Below are 14,648 nucleotides of genomic sequence, written 5' to 3' on the forward strand. Positions count from 1 at the left end.
GTGAGGAGTCCCGTGACCAAGCAACGAGAATCACGATGGGTCGTTTGGGTCGTGTCCCGGATCGTCCGTTTCGTCCTCTGGCTGATCACCAAGCCGGAGTGGCGGGGGACCGAGAACGTCCCCAAGCAGGGCGGTGCGATCATCGCGGCCAACCACCTGTCCGTGACCGACCCGCTGACGGTCGCCCACTTCCTCTACATCGGTGCCCGGCGCTGGCCCACCTTCACCATGAAGGACTCGGTCATGAAGATCCCGGTGGTCAGCTCGGTCGCCAAGGCCACGGGCCAGATCCCGATCAAGCGCGGCAGCTCCGACGCGGTCAAGGCGCTGGGCGAGGCCGAGAAGGCGCTCACCCAGGACGGTTCCTCGGTGATCTTCTACCCCGAGGGCACCTGCACCCGTGATCCGAACCTGTGGCCGATGACCGCCAAGAACGGTGTGGCGCGCCTGGCGCTGACCACGGGTGTCCCGGTCATCCCGGTGGCGCACTGGGGAGAGCAGAACATCCTGCCCTACGGTGCGAAGAAGCCCCGGCTGCTGCCGCCGCGCAAGCGCATTCAGTTCAAGGCCGGACCGCCGGTGGACCTGTCCGCCTACCGGGACGAGCCGATCACGGCCACCGTCCTGGAGGGGGCCACCAAGGCGATCATGGCCGACATCACCGCCCTGCAGGCCGAGATCCGCGGGGAGGAGCCGCCCGCGGTGCCCTTCGACTTCGCCAAGGCCCGCCGGGAGCAGGCCGAGGCCAAGCGCACCGAACGCGCGGTGGAGCAAGGGGGACAGGGCGCCGAGGCCGCGGCGAACGGGGCCGGGCAGGCCGAGACCGCCGACGGCGACAACGGGAAGAACAACACGGGGGCATGACCGAGTACATGAGCGATGACAAGGTGAAGGTCGCGATTCTGGGCGGTGGCTCGTGGGGGACCACGTTCGCCAACGTCGTCGCCGACGCCGCCGACCTCGCCCGCAAGTCGGGGCAGGAGGCCGCCGAGGTCGTCCTGTGGGCGCGCCGGGCCACGATCGTGGACGCGATCAACGAGGCCTCGGAGAACCCCGACTACCTCCCGGGGCTCATGCTCAACGCGGAGCTGCGGGCCACCACCGACGTCGACGAGGCGCTGGAAGGCGCCTCGGTCGTGGTACTGGCGGTACCCTCCCAGTCGCTGCGGGCCAACCTCGCCGACCTGAAGGACGTCTTCCCCCGGAACGCCGTGGCCGTCAGCCTCATGAAGGGCGTCGAGCTGGGCAACCTCCTACGGATGAGCCAGGTCATCGGCGAGGTCCTGGAGCTGCCCGAGGAACAGATCGCCGTGGTCTCGGGCCCCAACCTGGCCAGGGAGATCGCCGAACGCCAGCCGGCCACCGCCGTGGTGGCCTGCCCGCACGAGCCCACGGCCGTGCGGTTGCAGTCGCTGTTCAAGTCGGCCTACTTCCGCCCCTACACCAGCACCGACCTGGTGGGCGTGGAGATCGGCGGCGCGATGAAGAACGTCATCGGGCTGGCCGTGGGCGTGGCCGAGGGCATGGGCTTCGGTGACAACACCAAGGCCTCGCTCATCACCCGTGGTCTGGCCGAGACCACCCGCCTGGCGGTGACGCTCGGCGCCGACGAGCACACCCTGTCCGGCCTGGCCGGAATGGGCGACCTCGTCGCGACATGCTCCTCCCCGCTGTCGCGGAACCGGACCTTCGGTGAGAAACTGGGCGCCGGTAAGACCCTGGAACAGGTCGTCCAAGAGACCAGCCAGACGGCCGAAGGGGTCAAGTCCTCCGAGTCGATCCTCGAACTCGGGTGGGCCAACGGGGTCGACATGCCGATCACCGAGGCCGTCGTCAAGATGATGCACCACGACCTGAGCCCGGCCCGGGCGCTCGCGGAATTCATGTCCCGTAGCAGCAAGCCGGAGCGGTACGGGGTCTGAGAGCGAGCACGATGTCACACACACCCGGATCCGGGAACGCGGGCGAGCACACCAGGGCGGTCTCCCTTCCGGAGTCCTCCGCCCCCGACCAACGACCGATGCGGATGCCGGTCCACCGCGCCACCACGTACGCGTTCGACACCTCGCAGGGGTTCGCCGACGTGCTGGACGGCAGGACCGACGGCTACTCCTACGCGCGCATCGACAGCCCCACCGCGGACGCCTTCGCCGAGGCCGTGGCCGCGCTGGAGGGCGTGGGGCTCCCCGACCGGGTGCGCGGCCAGGCGTTCGCCTCCGGCATGGCGGCGATCAGCACCGTGTTCCTGGCCCTGACCGAGGCGGGGGCGCACGTGGTGGCGTCCCGCTCGATCTACGGCAACACCTACTCGCTGCTGGACCGGATGATGCGTCGGTTCGGCGTGCGCACCGACTTCGTGGACATCACCGACCTGGACTCGGTGCGGGCGGCGATCACCCCGGACACGCGGATGGTGTTCACCGAGACGCTGTCCAACCCCACCATGACCGTCTCCGACCTGCCGGAACTGGGGCGGATCTGCCGTTCGGCGGGCGCCGCGCTGGTGGTGGACTCCACGTTCGCTTCCCCGGCGATCTGCCGTCCCCTGGAGTTCGGCGCGGACGTGGTGGTGCACTCGGCCACCAAGTACCTGGGCGGACACAGCGACACCACCGGTGGTGTGGCCGTGGCCTCGCCCTCGCTGATCGAGCGGATCCGCGCGGCCCGCGTCGACCTGGGCCCGTGCCTGGCCCCGGACGAGGCGTACCTGCTGCACCGCGGTCTGGAGACCCTGCCGCTGCGCGTACAGCGCCAGTGCGAGACCGCCGCGGCGTTCGCCGCCGCGCTGGAGGACCACCCGGCCGTGGAGCGGGTCGACCACCCGTCACTGGCCGCGCACCCCCAGCACGACCTCGCGGACAAGCTGTTCGACGCGGGCCGTTACGGCGCCGTGGTCACCGTGCACCTCAAGGGCGGACGCGACGACGGCATGGCCTTCGTCGACCGCCTGCGGCTGGCCACGATCGCCGCGTCCCTGGGCGGCACCCACACCCTGGTCGGGCATGTGGGCTCGACCTCGCACCGGTTGATGAGCGCGGCCGAACTGGCGGCGGCGGGCGTCTCACCGGGCGCGGTACGGTTCTCCATCGGCCTGGAGGACCCCCAGGACCTCATCGACGACGCCTTGACGGCGCTCGACGGGGGAAAGTGACACACGGGACGAATTCCACTCGTTCCGGTTCCATCGTTAGGCGAGATAAGGTCTGTCAGCATGTCGTCCGAGCAGCGCAAGATTCGGGTCGCCGTCGTCTTCGGCGGTCGTAGTTCCGAGCACGAGATCTCCTGCGTCACCGCGGGCAGCGTCATGTCCGTCATCGATCCCGATCGCTACGAGATCGTCCCGGTCGGGATCACCCCGTCCGGCAACTGGGTCCTGACCTCGGGCGACCCCGAGGCCCTGCGCATCGACGCGGTGACCAAGACGCTGCCGTCGGTCTCCGAGGAGGGCACCGAACTGGCGCTGCCGTTCGACGGCCCGGGCCGGCTCATGACCGTCTCCCCGGACCAGGGCACGCAGCGCCTGGCCGAGGTCGACGTCGTGCTGCCGCTGCTGCACGGTCCTTTCGGCGAGGACGGCACCATCCAAGGCCTGTTCGAGATGATGGGCGTGCGCTACGCGGGCGCCGGGGTGTTCTCCAGCGCCGCCGCCATGGACAAGGTGTTCATGAAGGCGTTGCTGGTCGGCAACGGCATCCCCACCAGCCCGTTCGTCGCCATCACCGAACGCACCTGGCGCAACGAGCGCAAGAAGGTCCTGGACGACGTCGCCGAGTTGGGCACGACGGTGTTCGTCAAGCCGGCCCGTGCCGGCAGCAGCGTCGGGATCAGCCGGGTGCGGGACTCCTCCGACACCGACGCGGTCGTGGCCGCCGTCGAGGCCGCCCGTGAGCACGATCCCAAGGTGCTCGTCGAGGCCCAGGTCATCGGCCGGGAGATCGAGTGCGGGGTGCTGGAGTCCGAGGACGGCGGCATCGCCGACGTGTCGTTCCCCGCCGAGGTGCACGTGGCCGACGGCTTCGACTTCTACGACTTCGAGGCCAAGTACCTGTCCACCTCCAGCCTGACCATCCCGGCCCGGATCCCGGAGGAGGCCACGGCACGTCTGCGCCAGATGGCCGTCGACGTGTTCGAGGCCATGGGCTGCGAGGGTCTGGCCCGGGTGGACTTCTTCTACACCGAGGACGGCGAAGTCCTCGTCAACGAGCTCAACACCATGCCCGGCTTCACCCTGGCGTCGGCCTTCCCGAAGATGTGGGAGGCCACCGGCGTGGACTACGCGACCCTGGTGGAGCGCATGATCACCACCGCCCTGCGCCGCGACCCCGGTCTGCGATAGAGCCCTTCCAGACGTTGTCCACAGGCCCGGCCGTCCACAGTGGCGCCGGGCCTGTGGCGTGTGGTCCCCTCGAATTCGGGGGAGCCTCGAACTTCTTCCACTTCGCGCCGCCCGCACGTCGAATTCCTGGGGATCCTTCGAGAAAGCGCGTACGCTGGCAGAGTGCTCTCGCTACGCTCGGAAACGTTCTGGATACCGCAGGGAGCCGCCCATGACGTGTGCTGTGCAGGAGCGGACGGAGAAGTCTGAGATGGACCTCCACGCACTGGCCGAAAGCATCGAACTCCCGGATGGTTACCGCACGGAGATCATCAACGGGAGCATCATCGTGTCGCCTACGCCCACGGTCAGACATGCCGACATTCTCACCGAGGTACACGAGTCGCTACTAGAAGTCGGTCTCAAGGACCAGGGTCTACGGGCGATGCAGATGATCACTCTGGAGATCGCCAAGACGGGTGACCGATATGTTCCCGACCTGGTCGTCATGCCGATCCCTCTGGCGAGGGGGGAGGGGTGGGATGGTCCGGAATGGACACGTCCTGCCGAGGAGGTCGAGCTGGTCGTGGAGGTCGTCTCTCCGAGCAGTAGGCACGCTGACTGGATCGACAAGGCGAAGGGGTATGCGCAGGCCGGGGTCCCCTTGTACCTGGTGATCGATCCGGTACGGGAGGAGGTCGCTCTGTTCCAAGAACCGGAGGGATCGGAGCACCAGGAAGTGACTCGAACTCAAAAGAACGGATCGGTTCGCTTCCCGAAGCCGTTCGACCTGAAACTGGACGCGGCTGATCTGCTGCTCTCCGATACCTGAGCGAGAACAAGGGTGTGTCGAAGGGGCGGGCGACCACGTGGTCGCCCGCCCCCTTTCGTGGCGTGTTTCAGGCGGTGGTCGTCGGGGGGACCTGCGGAACCGGCGTCTGCGGGGACTCGGGCTGTTCGGGAAGGAGTTCGCGGGCGAGGATGGTTCCGCCGGCGGTCGCGGCCGGGAACACCACCACCGCCACGAACGGCACCGCCAGCAGGAAGTACGTGGGGAGCGAGAAGCCCAGAACCCGCCAGCGGCGCCGGCCCATGTGTTGCCTGCGGTCCCGGAGCCGCAGCAGCCCTCGGCGGTCGAAGGCGCTGGCGACGAGCTCGATACAGAGCAGCCAGCCGCCCATCACGGCGGTCAGCGCCGGCCCCAGGACCCAACCCACCACGGGGATCAGCCCGAGCAGGAACGCGCAGAGCGTCACGACCAGGGAGACCAGTACCAGGACCACCGCCTGGCGGGTGGCGCGGATGATCGAGGCGATCAGGGGTTCTTCGAAGGCCTCGGGTGCCCCGCCCATCTCCTCCTCGACCATCTCGGCGATCTTGTCGTAGATCGGGGCGCCCAGGGTCAGGGTCACCGTGGTGAAGGCCACCACCATCACCAGGATCGAACCGACCAGCAGCCCCAGCGCCAGGGAGCCGCGCACCAGCCCCCGCCAGGGGGAGTCCCAGCCGGCGGCGAAGGGGGTGGCCCAGGCGACCAGATCCTCCATGTTGAGGATCAGGGTGACCAACGCCGCCAGGAACAGCAGCGACGTGATCAGCGCCGGTAGGGCGCCGAGGAGGAACAGGCGGGGTCTGCGCACGACGATGGCCAGACCGCGGAACAGGGTGCCGACCCCGGAGAGGGCCTCACTTATGGGATTCACAGGCGAACACTAGCGCTCGTGCACCCGCCTGTACCATCCGTCCTCCTCCAGCAGCCGGGTGTGGGTGCCCGACTGCAGCACACGGCCGTCGCGGACCACGTAGATCCGATCCACCCGGTCCAGCCCGGTGAGGTCGTGGGTGATGAGCAGGGTGGAGAACCCCTCGGCCGCGGCGAGCAGGTCCGCCACCACGGCGTCACGGGTGTCGGGGTCCAGGTGCGCGGTGGGTTCGTCCAGCACCAGGACCCGGGGCGCGGCCAACACCGCGCGCGCCAGGGCCAGCCGCTGCACCATTCCGCCGCTCAGTCCCAGACCGTGCGATCCCACCTGGGTGTCCAACCCCTGGGGCATCGCCTCGACGTCGTGGGCCAGGCGTGCGCCGCGCAGCGCGGCCCAGAGTTCGTCGTCCTCGGCGCCGGGCTTGGCCAGACGTAGGTTCTCCCGCAGGGTCGACCCGAACACGTGCGGGTCCTCCGGCACCCCGGAGACCACACGGCGCACCTCGTCGGCGGGGTAGGCGGTGATGTCGGTGCCACCGATCTCCACTCGGCCCTCGTCGGGGTCGCGCAACCGCAGCAGTACCGACGCCAGCGTGCTCTTGCCCGCGCCGCTCGGCCCGATCACGGCCACGGTCGCCCCGGCGGGGATCTCCAGGTCCACCCCGTCCAAGGCCCACGGTTCCTCGGGACCGTACCGAACCCGCAGGTCGCGGATGTGGACGGGGGCGTCGGCGTCCGGGTCGATCTCCAGCCCCTCCTGGGTGGGCGGCGCGATGGCGGCGGGGGTGTCCAGCACACCGAACAGGCGGACACCGCTCGCCCGGATCGCCCCCAGGCGGGAGGCCACGGCGGGCAACGGCGCGACGATCTCGAAGGCGGCGAGAGTGGTCAGCACCAGCACGGCCAGGGCGGTGGGGCCGATGGTGCCCTCCTCCACGGCCAGCACCCCCAGGAAGAGGGCGCCCCACACCGTCAGTCCGGTGATCAGGGCGTTGACGCCCTCGCTCAACCCCAGGGTGGCGGCGTCGCGGCGGGCCACCCGGGTGAGTTCGGCGTCGGCTTCGTTCACCCGGGCCACGTGGCGGTCCATCGCTCCGTAGGCCACCAGGTCCGGGGCGCCTTGGAGGGTGTCGACCAGGGCGGTGGACAGGGTTCCACGCGCCTCGGCCTCGCGTAGCCCGGGCTTGCGGTTCAGCGCGGCGGCCATCAGTGGGACGGCGAGCCCGGCGAGCGACAGACCCGCCGCGAGCAGCAGACCGCCCGGCGCGTACACCGCGGTCAGGACCAGCACCGTGGCACCACCGGTCACGACCGACACCAGCGGCGGGGTGAGCCCGCGCACCAACAGGTCGAGGGTCGCCTCGGTGTCGTTGACCAGGCGGGACACCAGGTCGCCGGAGCGGAACCGGCCGAACGGCTCGGTTCGGGCCAGTCGTTCGTACACCCGCACCCGCACCCGGGCCAGGACGCGGAACGCGGCGTCATGGGTGACCAGACGCTCCAGGTAGCGGGTCACGCCCTTGCTCACGCCCAAGGCGCGGGTGGCGACCACGGCCACGCTCAACGCGGTGATGGAGGGGTGGTTCGCGGCGGTGGCCAGCATCCACGCGGCCACGCCCAGCAGCGCGACACCCGAACCGGTGGCGGCACCGCCCAGCAGCACACCGAGGGCGAAGCGGGCGCTGCGCGGGCGGGCCAGCGCGATCATTCGGCGCAGCGGGTCCTTGCGACGCTCGCGCTCGGCCTCGGAGCCGACGTCACGGCCGGTGACGGGGGCACTCATCGGGACACCCTCTCGGTGAGCAGCGGCAGGTGGGCGGTGCGCAGGCGGTCGCCGGAGACGGACTCGGCCCAACCGGTGTCGTGCGCGACGATCACGGCGGTGCGTCCCTCCAGGAGGCGGGCCACGGCGGTACGCACGGCCGTGGCGTTCTCCGGGTCCAGGTGGGCGGTGGGCTCGTCCAGCAGGACCAACGGGGCGTCACGGCACAGGGCGCGGGCCAGGGCGATGCGTTGGCGCTGTCCCGCGGACAGGCGGGCGCCGCGTTCGCCGAGCCGGGTTTCGTAGCCGTCGGGCAGGGCCTGGACGAACCCGTCGGCCTCGGCCAGCCGCGCGGCCTCCCGGACCCGGTCGAGGTCGGCGTCGGGGGCGCCGAGCCGGATGTTGTCGGCCACCGACACGTCGAACAGGTAGGGGTGCTGGGGCACCCAGGCGATGCCGGCGCGCCAGTCCTCGACGGGCACGTCCCACAGCGGCGTCCAATCACCGTCGGGGGCACGAACCTCGATCCGGCCCTCGGTGGGTTCGCGTAGGCGCAGCAGCAGGGACAGCAGGGTGGTCTTGCCCGAACCGCTGGGGCCGGTGAGCAGCAGGTGTTCACCGGCTTCGAGGGTCAGGTCCAGGTCTGACAGGGCGGGTGTGTCCCGACCGGGGTAGCGCAACCCGACCCCGCTCAGTCGCAGGTCGCCGTCGGTGGTGGGGGAGGGACGCCCGGTCGGTGCGGGCGAGGGGCGCTCGGCTCCGTCGTCGCGGCGGCGGTCGAGTTCGGTGAACACCTGGTCGGCCGCGGCGACCCCCTCCATGCTCGCGTGGAAGCGGGCACCCACCTCGCGCAGCGGCAGGTACGCCTCGGGTGCCAGGATCAGCACGAGAAGGGCCGTCTGGTAGTCCATGTGGCCGCCCAACAACCGCAGCCCGACCTCGACGGCGACCAGGGCCACGGCGAGGGTGGCGAGCAGTTCGAGGGCGAACGCGGACAGGAACGCGATCCGCAGCGTGCCCATGGTGGCCTTGCGGTGGTCCTCACCGACCTCGCGGATGATGGCGGCCTGGGCCTTGGCGCGACGGAAGATCGCCAGGGTCGGCAGGCCCTCCACGACGTCGAGGAAGTGGCCGCCCAACCGGCTCAGCAGCCTCCACTGTCGGTCGGTGCGCTGTTGGGTGTGCATGCCGATCAACGCCATGAAGATGGGGATGAGCGGCAATGTCACCAGGATGACGATCCCGGAGATCCAGTCGGCCCAGAACACCACGGAGAGCACGGCGAGCGGCACGATCGCCGACAGCACCAACTGGGGCAGGTAGCGCGCGAAGTACTCGTCGAGCGCGTCCAGGCCGCGGGTGGCGAGGGTGACGAGTTCACCGGCCTTGGGCGATCCGTCCTGCCCGTCGCCGCCTTCGGCCAGCCACACCTTGCCGGATCCGGTCACGTGCGCGATGAGTCTGCGCCGCAGTTGTGACTTGGTGCGGGCGGCGCTGTGCAGCGCGGAGGTCTCGGCGAGGTAGGACAACAGGGCGCGGGTCAGGGCGACGGCGGCGACCAGGGCGATCAGGGGGCCGAGGACGTCCATGCCGTCTCCGGCCCAGGCCCCGGTGATGACTCGGGACAGCAGCCAGGCCTGGACGAGGATCAGGCCGGTGATCAACACGCCGCTGACGACGGTGACGGCCAGGTGGACGCGGACCGCGCTCGCGGTGCGGACCAGGCGCGGATCGAGCGGTTTCATGCGCGGAGGACCTCGTGTGATCGTCGTGGCGGTCCCGGGTGGGCGGGACCGTGGGTGGCGAGGCGGGACGGGCACGGTGTGGACCCAGTATCGCCGGGCGGAGGCCGAGCGACGCCGTACCCCCCGCCCCCGGGGCGATACGGGGGCGGGGGGTACGGGCGTCGGTGGGTTTCGGTCGGATGGTCGGGTGGTCGATGGGCCGCGACTAGGTGACCTTCTCGAATCCACCTCCGCCGACCGACGCCGGGGTGATCTGCTCGCCGGTGACCCGCTTGCGGAAAACCCAGTAGCTCCAGGACTGGTAGCCGATGACCACCGGTAGGGCGATCAACGCCACCCACGACATGACGGTCAGCGTGTAGTCGGCGGAGGAGGCGTTGGTGACGGTCAGGCTGAACGCCGGGTCGGTGGTGGAGGGCAGCACGTTCGGGAACAGCGACCCGAACAGTGCCGTCACCGCGGTCAGGATGGTGACGGCGGTGGCCACGAAGGACCACCCCTCCATGCGGCGGTAGGCCGCCGCGACACCGATCACCAGGGCCACCGCGGAGATCAGGACCAGCGGCAGGGTCCACGGCTTCCCGTACGAGAACTGCGTCCACAGCAGGAAGCCCGCCCCGACGGGAAGGGCGACGCAGGCGGAGTACATCGCGGCCCGTCGGGCGCGGATCCGGACCGGACCGTCGGTCTTGAGGGTCAGGAAGACGGCACCGTGCAGGATGAACAGCGACAGGGTCGTCAACCCGCCCAACAGGGCGTACGGGTTGAGCAGGTCGAGCAGGGACGCGGTGACGATCTGGTCGGCGTCCATGGCCACACCGCGCACGATGTTGGCGAAGGCCACGCCCCACAGGAACGCGGGGACGACGCTGCCGAAGAAGATCGCCCGGTCCCACCAGTCCTGCCAGCGCGGGTCATCGCGCTTGCCCCGGTACTCGAAGGCCACACCGCGCAGGATCAGCGCGATGAGGATGAGGAACAGCGGCACGTAGAACCCGCTGAACAGGGACGCGTACCAGGCGGGGAACGCGGCGAACATGGCGCCGCCCGCGGTGATCACCCACACCTCGTTGCCGTCCCAGACCGGGCCGATCGAGTTGATGGCGACCCGGCGGTCGACGGAGTTGCGCTCGCCCATGAAGGGCAGCAGGGCGCCCACCCCGAAGTCGAACCCCTCCAGGACGAAGTAGCCGATCCACAGGATGGCGATGGCGATGAACCAGATGACGGCCAGTTCCATGGTCTTGCTGCTCCTAGTAGCTGAAGTGCGGGATCTGGGACTCGTCCTCGTCGTTCTCCAGGTCGGGAACGAGGTGGGAGGGGCCCTTCTTGACGTACTTCCAGAGCAGTCCGACCTCCACCACGAAGAGGAATCCGTAGACGGCGGTGAAGATGCCCAGGCTCATCGCGACGGTTCCCAGGCTCACCCCCGGCGAGACACTGTTCGCGGTCAGGAGTTCGCCGTGCACGGTCCAGGGCTGGCGGCCCATCTCGGTGAGCACCCAGCCGAAGATGTTGGCGAGCAGGGCGGCGGGCAGCGCGATGACGCCGGCGAGGTAGAACCACTTGGTCCGGGGCACACGTTCCCGTCCACGGGTGAGCCACAGCCCCAGGGCCGCCACCGCCACACCGAACAGGCCCAGGCCGATCATGAGGCGGAAGGACCAGTAGACGACGAACACGTTGGGGATGTAGTCACCCGGCCCGTAGAACTCCTCGTAGGCCTCCTGGAGGTCGTTCATGCCGTGGACCTCGCCGTCGAAGTGCCCGGTGGCCAGGAAGCTGAGGACGTTGGGGACGGTGACGTCGATCGGGTTGTAGCGGGCCTCGGTGTCGCCGACCGCGAAGGTGGAGAACGCGGCACCTTCCTCGGTGTCCCAAAGGGCCTCCGCGGCGGCGATCTTCATGGGTTCGTACTCGGCGGCGAGCTTGGCCTGGTGGTCGCCGGAGAAGATGGTGAGCGCTCCGGCGAGGAGGGTGAAGACCAGACCGACCTTCAGGGTGGACCGGAACAGCGCGAGGTCCCGCTTGGGCGGTGTGACACCGACTTCGCCGGTGTCATCGTGCTTGATGTTGCGCCAGAGCTTGAAGGCGCTGACCGCCACCACGAACAGTCCGGCGGTGATGAAGGCCGCCGAGACGGTGTGCAGGTAGGTGGACCAGGCCTGGTCGTTGCTGATCACGGCCCAGATGTCGTTGAGTTCGGCGCGGCCGTTCTCGGGGTTCACCTCGAAGCCGACGGGACGGCGCATCCAGGCGTTGGCGGCCAGGATGAAGTAGGCCGACAGGTTGGTCCCGATGGCGACCAACCAGATGCAGGCCAGGTGGATCCCGCGCGGGAGCCGGTGCCAGCCGAAGATCCACAGTCCGATGAAGGTGGACTCCAGGAAGAAGGCCAGGAGCGCCTCCATCGCCAGGGGAGCGCCGAAGACGTCGCCGACGAAGCGGGAGTACTCGCTCCAGTTCATGCCGAACTGGAACTCCTGCACGATCCCGGTGACCACACCCATGGCGAAGTTGATCAGGAACAACTTGCCGAAGAACTGCGTCGCCTGGAGGTACTCGTGACGTCCGGTCTTGTACCAGAACGTCTGGAGTACGGCCACGATGAACGACAGCCCGATGGTCAGGGGCACGAACAGGAAGTGGTAGATCGTGGTGACCCCGAACTGCCATCGCGCCAGGTCTAGAGCTTCCATGTACGCCTCTCACATATACCGACCGCCGGTAGTACTACAAACTGTAGTGCTACTCGCTGTCGTAATGACGGAGGCCCCCTGTGAAACGTGGCTCGTGACGGTGATCACCTCGGTCGGAGCACCCGAGAAACGGCGGAGCGCCCTCGGGTCGAGGGCGCTCCGCCGGGTCATGGTCTTCGGTTTCGAGGGTGTTCGGACGGTTCATCGATGGTGTGAGGGGACGGGGCGGGAAACGGGGCCCTGTGGCCTCCGGTGTGCTCGACCACGCTCACCGAGGAGGTGTCACTCGTACCGCTCCAGCATTCTCTCCATGTTCTCCACCTCGACCGTCTGGGCGTCGACCATGCCCTGTGCGAGCTGGACGACGAGGTCCTCGCCGCCCAGCTCCACCTCGGCCTCGGCCATCTCGATGCCGCCCAGGTGATGGGCGATCATCAGGTTCAAGAACATGACCTCGGCCTCTTCGCCCTCGGCCTCCTCCAGCTCCACCATCTGCTCGTCGGTGGCCAACCCCGGCATGGCCTCGGGCACCTCGCCCTCGCCTCCGCCGTGGTCGTGGCCCTCCATCCAGGTCATCGGCGGCTCGGACGCGCGCGCGGTCAACCCCCACGCAGACAACCAGCCCTGCATGATGCCGATCTGCGCCTGCTGGGTCCGGGCCATGTCCATGGCCACGGTGTGCAGCTCCACGTCCTCGGTCTCGTCGAGGACGAGCATCGACATGTCCACGGCCTGAGCGTGGTGCGAACTCATGTCGCGCAGGAACCCGGCGTCGGCCCCGGTGTCCAACGGGTAGGAGGGACGCCCCAGGAAGAAGCCCGCGACCAGCGCCAACGCGACCAAGATCACGGACGTCCACAGCGGAACGGACCGTTGTTTCGAAGACGTGGACCCGGTGCGTCCGGACGCGCGGGAGAACCCCTCGGGCAAGGGGCCGTCGTCCTCGTGCCCGTCCGTCTCGGTGTCGCCGCCGTCGCCGGAGGCGGGTCCGGACAATCGCCCCATTCAAATCACCTTGGTCAAATCGCCCAACTCTGCTGACAAAGTAGAGGATAGGAAAGTTCTGTCCGACCACTCGCATCCCCAGGAGTCCCAGTGGCCAAGAAGTCGAAGGCGGAGGAGCGCCGCGCCAGAGCGGCCGCGTTGCGTGAGGAGCAGCGCAAGAAGGAGCGGCGCGCCAAGGCCCTCAAGATCACGGGTGTCTCCGTGGCCGGAGCCGCGGTCCTGGGTCTACTGGGCACGGCCATCTTCATGGAGCTGCGCAGCCACAATATCGAGGGCGTCGCGGAGTACACGATCGACGACTACAGCCACGTGTCCGTCGGTGAGCGGGTGGACTACGAGCAGTCCCCGCCGGTCGGCGGTCAGCACTGGCCGCAGTGGCAGAACTGTGGGGTCTACCCCGACCCGATCACCCCGGAGTTCGGTGTCCACGCCCTGGAGCACGGCGCCGTGTGGATCAACTACGACCCGGAGCTGGCCCAGGAGGAGGTGGACGCTCTGGAGAGCTTCTACAACCCGGGCGACTACGTCCTGGTCACCCCCTACGAGGGTGAGATGGAAGCCCCGATCGTGGCCTCCAGTTGGGAACGCCAGATCGCCGTGGACTCCGTCGACGACGAGAACCTGAGTCGCTACGTGCAGCTGTACGAGCGCGGCACGGACGTTCCCGAGCCGGGCGCCGCCTGCTCGGGCGGTATCGCCGAGAGCGCCGCCGAGGTCGAGGAGCAGATCGCCGCGCAGGGCGAGCAGGCCGAGGCCATCGAGGGCGCCGACAGCGACGAGGAGGGGGCGGACCCCGACAACGAGGACAACACCGGCGACGAAGGCTCCGAAGAGGAGTCCGAGTAGTCACGGACCTCACCCCGGACCTCGGCGAGGTGGCACACGAACGGGGCGCGGACGGCGATCCACCGCCGTCCGCGCCCCGAGGCGTCGAGGATCACACGCCGCTGTCGGAGCGCTCCTCCAAGTGTTGCTTGATCAGCTCGCTCACCTGGGACAGCGCGGCGGCGGGGTTGCCGTGGGCGCTCGGGACGCTCAACTCCACGTAGGCCTCTCGATGGACCGAGACGTACACGACCGAGGCGTTCCCCGTCAGCGGCAGCCAGGACACGGTCTCCTCACCCGCGTCCTCGTCACCGACCACGGTCAGGGTGGAGTCCATTCCGAGGCTGGAGGGGCGGGGAACACCGCAGCGAAGACCGATGGGCGGGTCACCCCAGGCGGCCATCACGTCCGACTCGGGGCGGACCGTGGCGCGGTCGGCGTCGAGGAGGGTGTCCGGAAGGTCCGCGACGAGGGCGGCGCAGGGTTCTTCGGTGTTCACCTGTGCTTCGAAGGGCTGCATCTGCACGGTCTGTCCACAGCCGGCAGTCAGCAGGACGACGGCACCGGCCGCCCCCAAGGACCGTTTCAGCACGAG

Annotated in this window: 13 protein-coding genes; 6 read left to right on the plus strand and 7 right to left on the minus strand. The window is 69.2% G+C overall.

Annotated elements, in window-relative coordinates; translation table 11 throughout:
- Nucleotides 1-12 precede the first annotated feature (12 nt).
- The 5 genes from ABZ717_RS20170 to ABZ717_RS20190 all read left to right on the plus strand — a co-directional run bounded on the left by ABZ717_RS20170 (nt 13) and on the right by ABZ717_RS20190 (nt 5,147).
- Entirely contained in the window at nt 13-864 is an 852-nt protein-coding gene (locus tag ABZ717_RS20170; RefSeq protein ID WP_358512794.1) for a lysophospholipid acyltransferase family protein, read from the plus strand.
- A complete protein-coding gene (locus ABZ717_RS20175; RefSeq protein WP_358512796.1) occupies nt 861-1,922 on the plus strand; it encodes an NAD(P)H-dependent glycerol-3-phosphate dehydrogenase in 1,062 nt (353 codons plus the stop codon). The genes ABZ717_RS20170 and ABZ717_RS20175 overlap by 4 nt, the downstream gene beginning before the upstream one ends.
- An 11-nt stretch (nt 1,923-1,933) precedes the next feature.
- Nucleotides 1,934-3,151, plus strand: coding sequence for an aminotransferase class I/II-fold pyridoxal phosphate-dependent enzyme (locus tag ABZ717_RS20180; protein ID WP_358512798.1), 1,218 nt, complete (start codon nt 1,934-1,936; stop codon nt 3,149-3,151).
- 60 nt (nt 3,152-3,211) lie between these two features.
- Nucleotides 3,212-4,336 (plus strand): D-alanine--D-alanine ligase family protein, encoded by a 1,125-nt coding sequence (locus ABZ717_RS20185; RefSeq protein ID WP_358512800.1) that lies wholly within the window; start codon nt 3,212-3,214, stop codon nt 4,334-4,336.
- A 250-nt stretch (nt 4,337-4,586) separates the two neighbouring features.
- Complete coding sequence (locus tag ABZ717_RS20190) at nt 4,587-5,147, plus strand: Uma2 family endonuclease (protein WP_358512802.1); 561 nt, start codon at nt 4,587-4,589, stop codon at nt 5,145-5,147.
- Between the two features lie 67 nt (nt 5,148-5,214).
- Here the strand turns inward: ABZ717_RS20190 and ABZ717_RS20195 are convergent, their stop codons facing one another.
- The 6 genes from ABZ717_RS20195 to ABZ717_RS20220 all read right to left on the minus strand — a co-directional run bounded on the left by ABZ717_RS20195 (nt 5,215) and on the right by ABZ717_RS20220 (nt 13,228).
- Nucleotides 5,215-6,018, minus strand: a complete 804-nt coding sequence (locus ABZ717_RS20195) for an EI24 domain-containing protein (RefSeq protein ID WP_358512804.1) — start codon at nt 6,016-6,018, stop codon at nt 5,215-5,217.
- Between the two features lie 9 nt (nt 6,019-6,027).
- Nucleotides 6,028-7,800: a thiol reductant ABC exporter subunit CydC gene (gene cydC / locus ABZ717_RS20200; protein WP_358512806.1), complete on the minus strand. Its 1,773-nt coding sequence runs from the start codon at nt 7,798-7,800 to the stop codon at nt 6,028-6,030.
- Nucleotides 7,797-9,524: a thiol reductant ABC exporter subunit CydD gene (gene cydD / locus ABZ717_RS20205; RefSeq protein ID WP_358512808.1), complete on the minus strand. Its 1,728-nt coding sequence runs from the start codon at nt 9,522-9,524 to the stop codon at nt 7,797-7,799. Before cydD ends, cydC begins: the two co-directional genes overlap by 4 nt.
- A 205-nt stretch (nt 9,525-9,729) precedes the next feature.
- Nucleotides 9,730-10,764: a cytochrome d ubiquinol oxidase subunit II gene (gene cydB / locus ABZ717_RS20210; protein ID WP_358512810.1), complete on the minus strand. Its 1,035-nt coding sequence runs from the start codon at nt 10,762-10,764 to the stop codon at nt 9,730-9,732.
- A 13-nt stretch (nt 10,765-10,777) separates the two neighbouring features.
- The gene (locus ABZ717_RS20215; protein ID WP_358512812.1) at nt 10,778-12,223 is read right to left on the minus strand and encodes a cytochrome ubiquinol oxidase subunit I; all 1,446 of its coding nucleotides are present in this window, start codon (nt 12,221-12,223) and stop codon (nt 10,778-10,780) included.
- Nucleotides 12,224-12,505: 282 nt separating this feature from the next.
- Nucleotides 12,506-13,228, minus strand: coding sequence for a DUF305 domain-containing protein (locus ABZ717_RS20220; protein ID WP_358512814.1), 723 nt, complete (start codon nt 13,226-13,228; stop codon nt 12,506-12,508).
- Between the two features lie 90 nt (nt 13,229-13,318).
- On the opposite strand from ABZ717_RS20220, the gene ABZ717_RS20225 reads away from it, so the two are divergent.
- Nucleotides 13,319-14,074, plus strand: a complete 756-nt coding sequence (locus tag ABZ717_RS20225; protein WP_358512816.1) for a DUF3105 domain-containing protein — start codon at nt 13,319-13,321, stop codon at nt 14,072-14,074.
- Nucleotides 14,075-14,165: 91 nt separating this feature from the next.
- Here the strand turns inward: ABZ717_RS20225 and ABZ717_RS20230 are convergent, their stop codons facing one another.
- Nucleotides 14,166-14,645 (minus strand): DUF3515 domain-containing protein, encoded by a 480-nt coding sequence (locus tag ABZ717_RS20230; RefSeq protein WP_358512818.1) that lies wholly within the window; start codon nt 14,643-14,645, stop codon nt 14,166-14,168.
- Nucleotides 14,646-14,648: the final 3 nt, after the last annotated feature.

The sequence above is a fragment of the Nocardiopsis sp. NPDC006832 genome, from assembly GCF_040635885.1.
Lineage (GTDB): Bacteria > Actinomycetota > Actinomycetes > Streptosporangiales > Streptosporangiaceae > Nocardiopsis.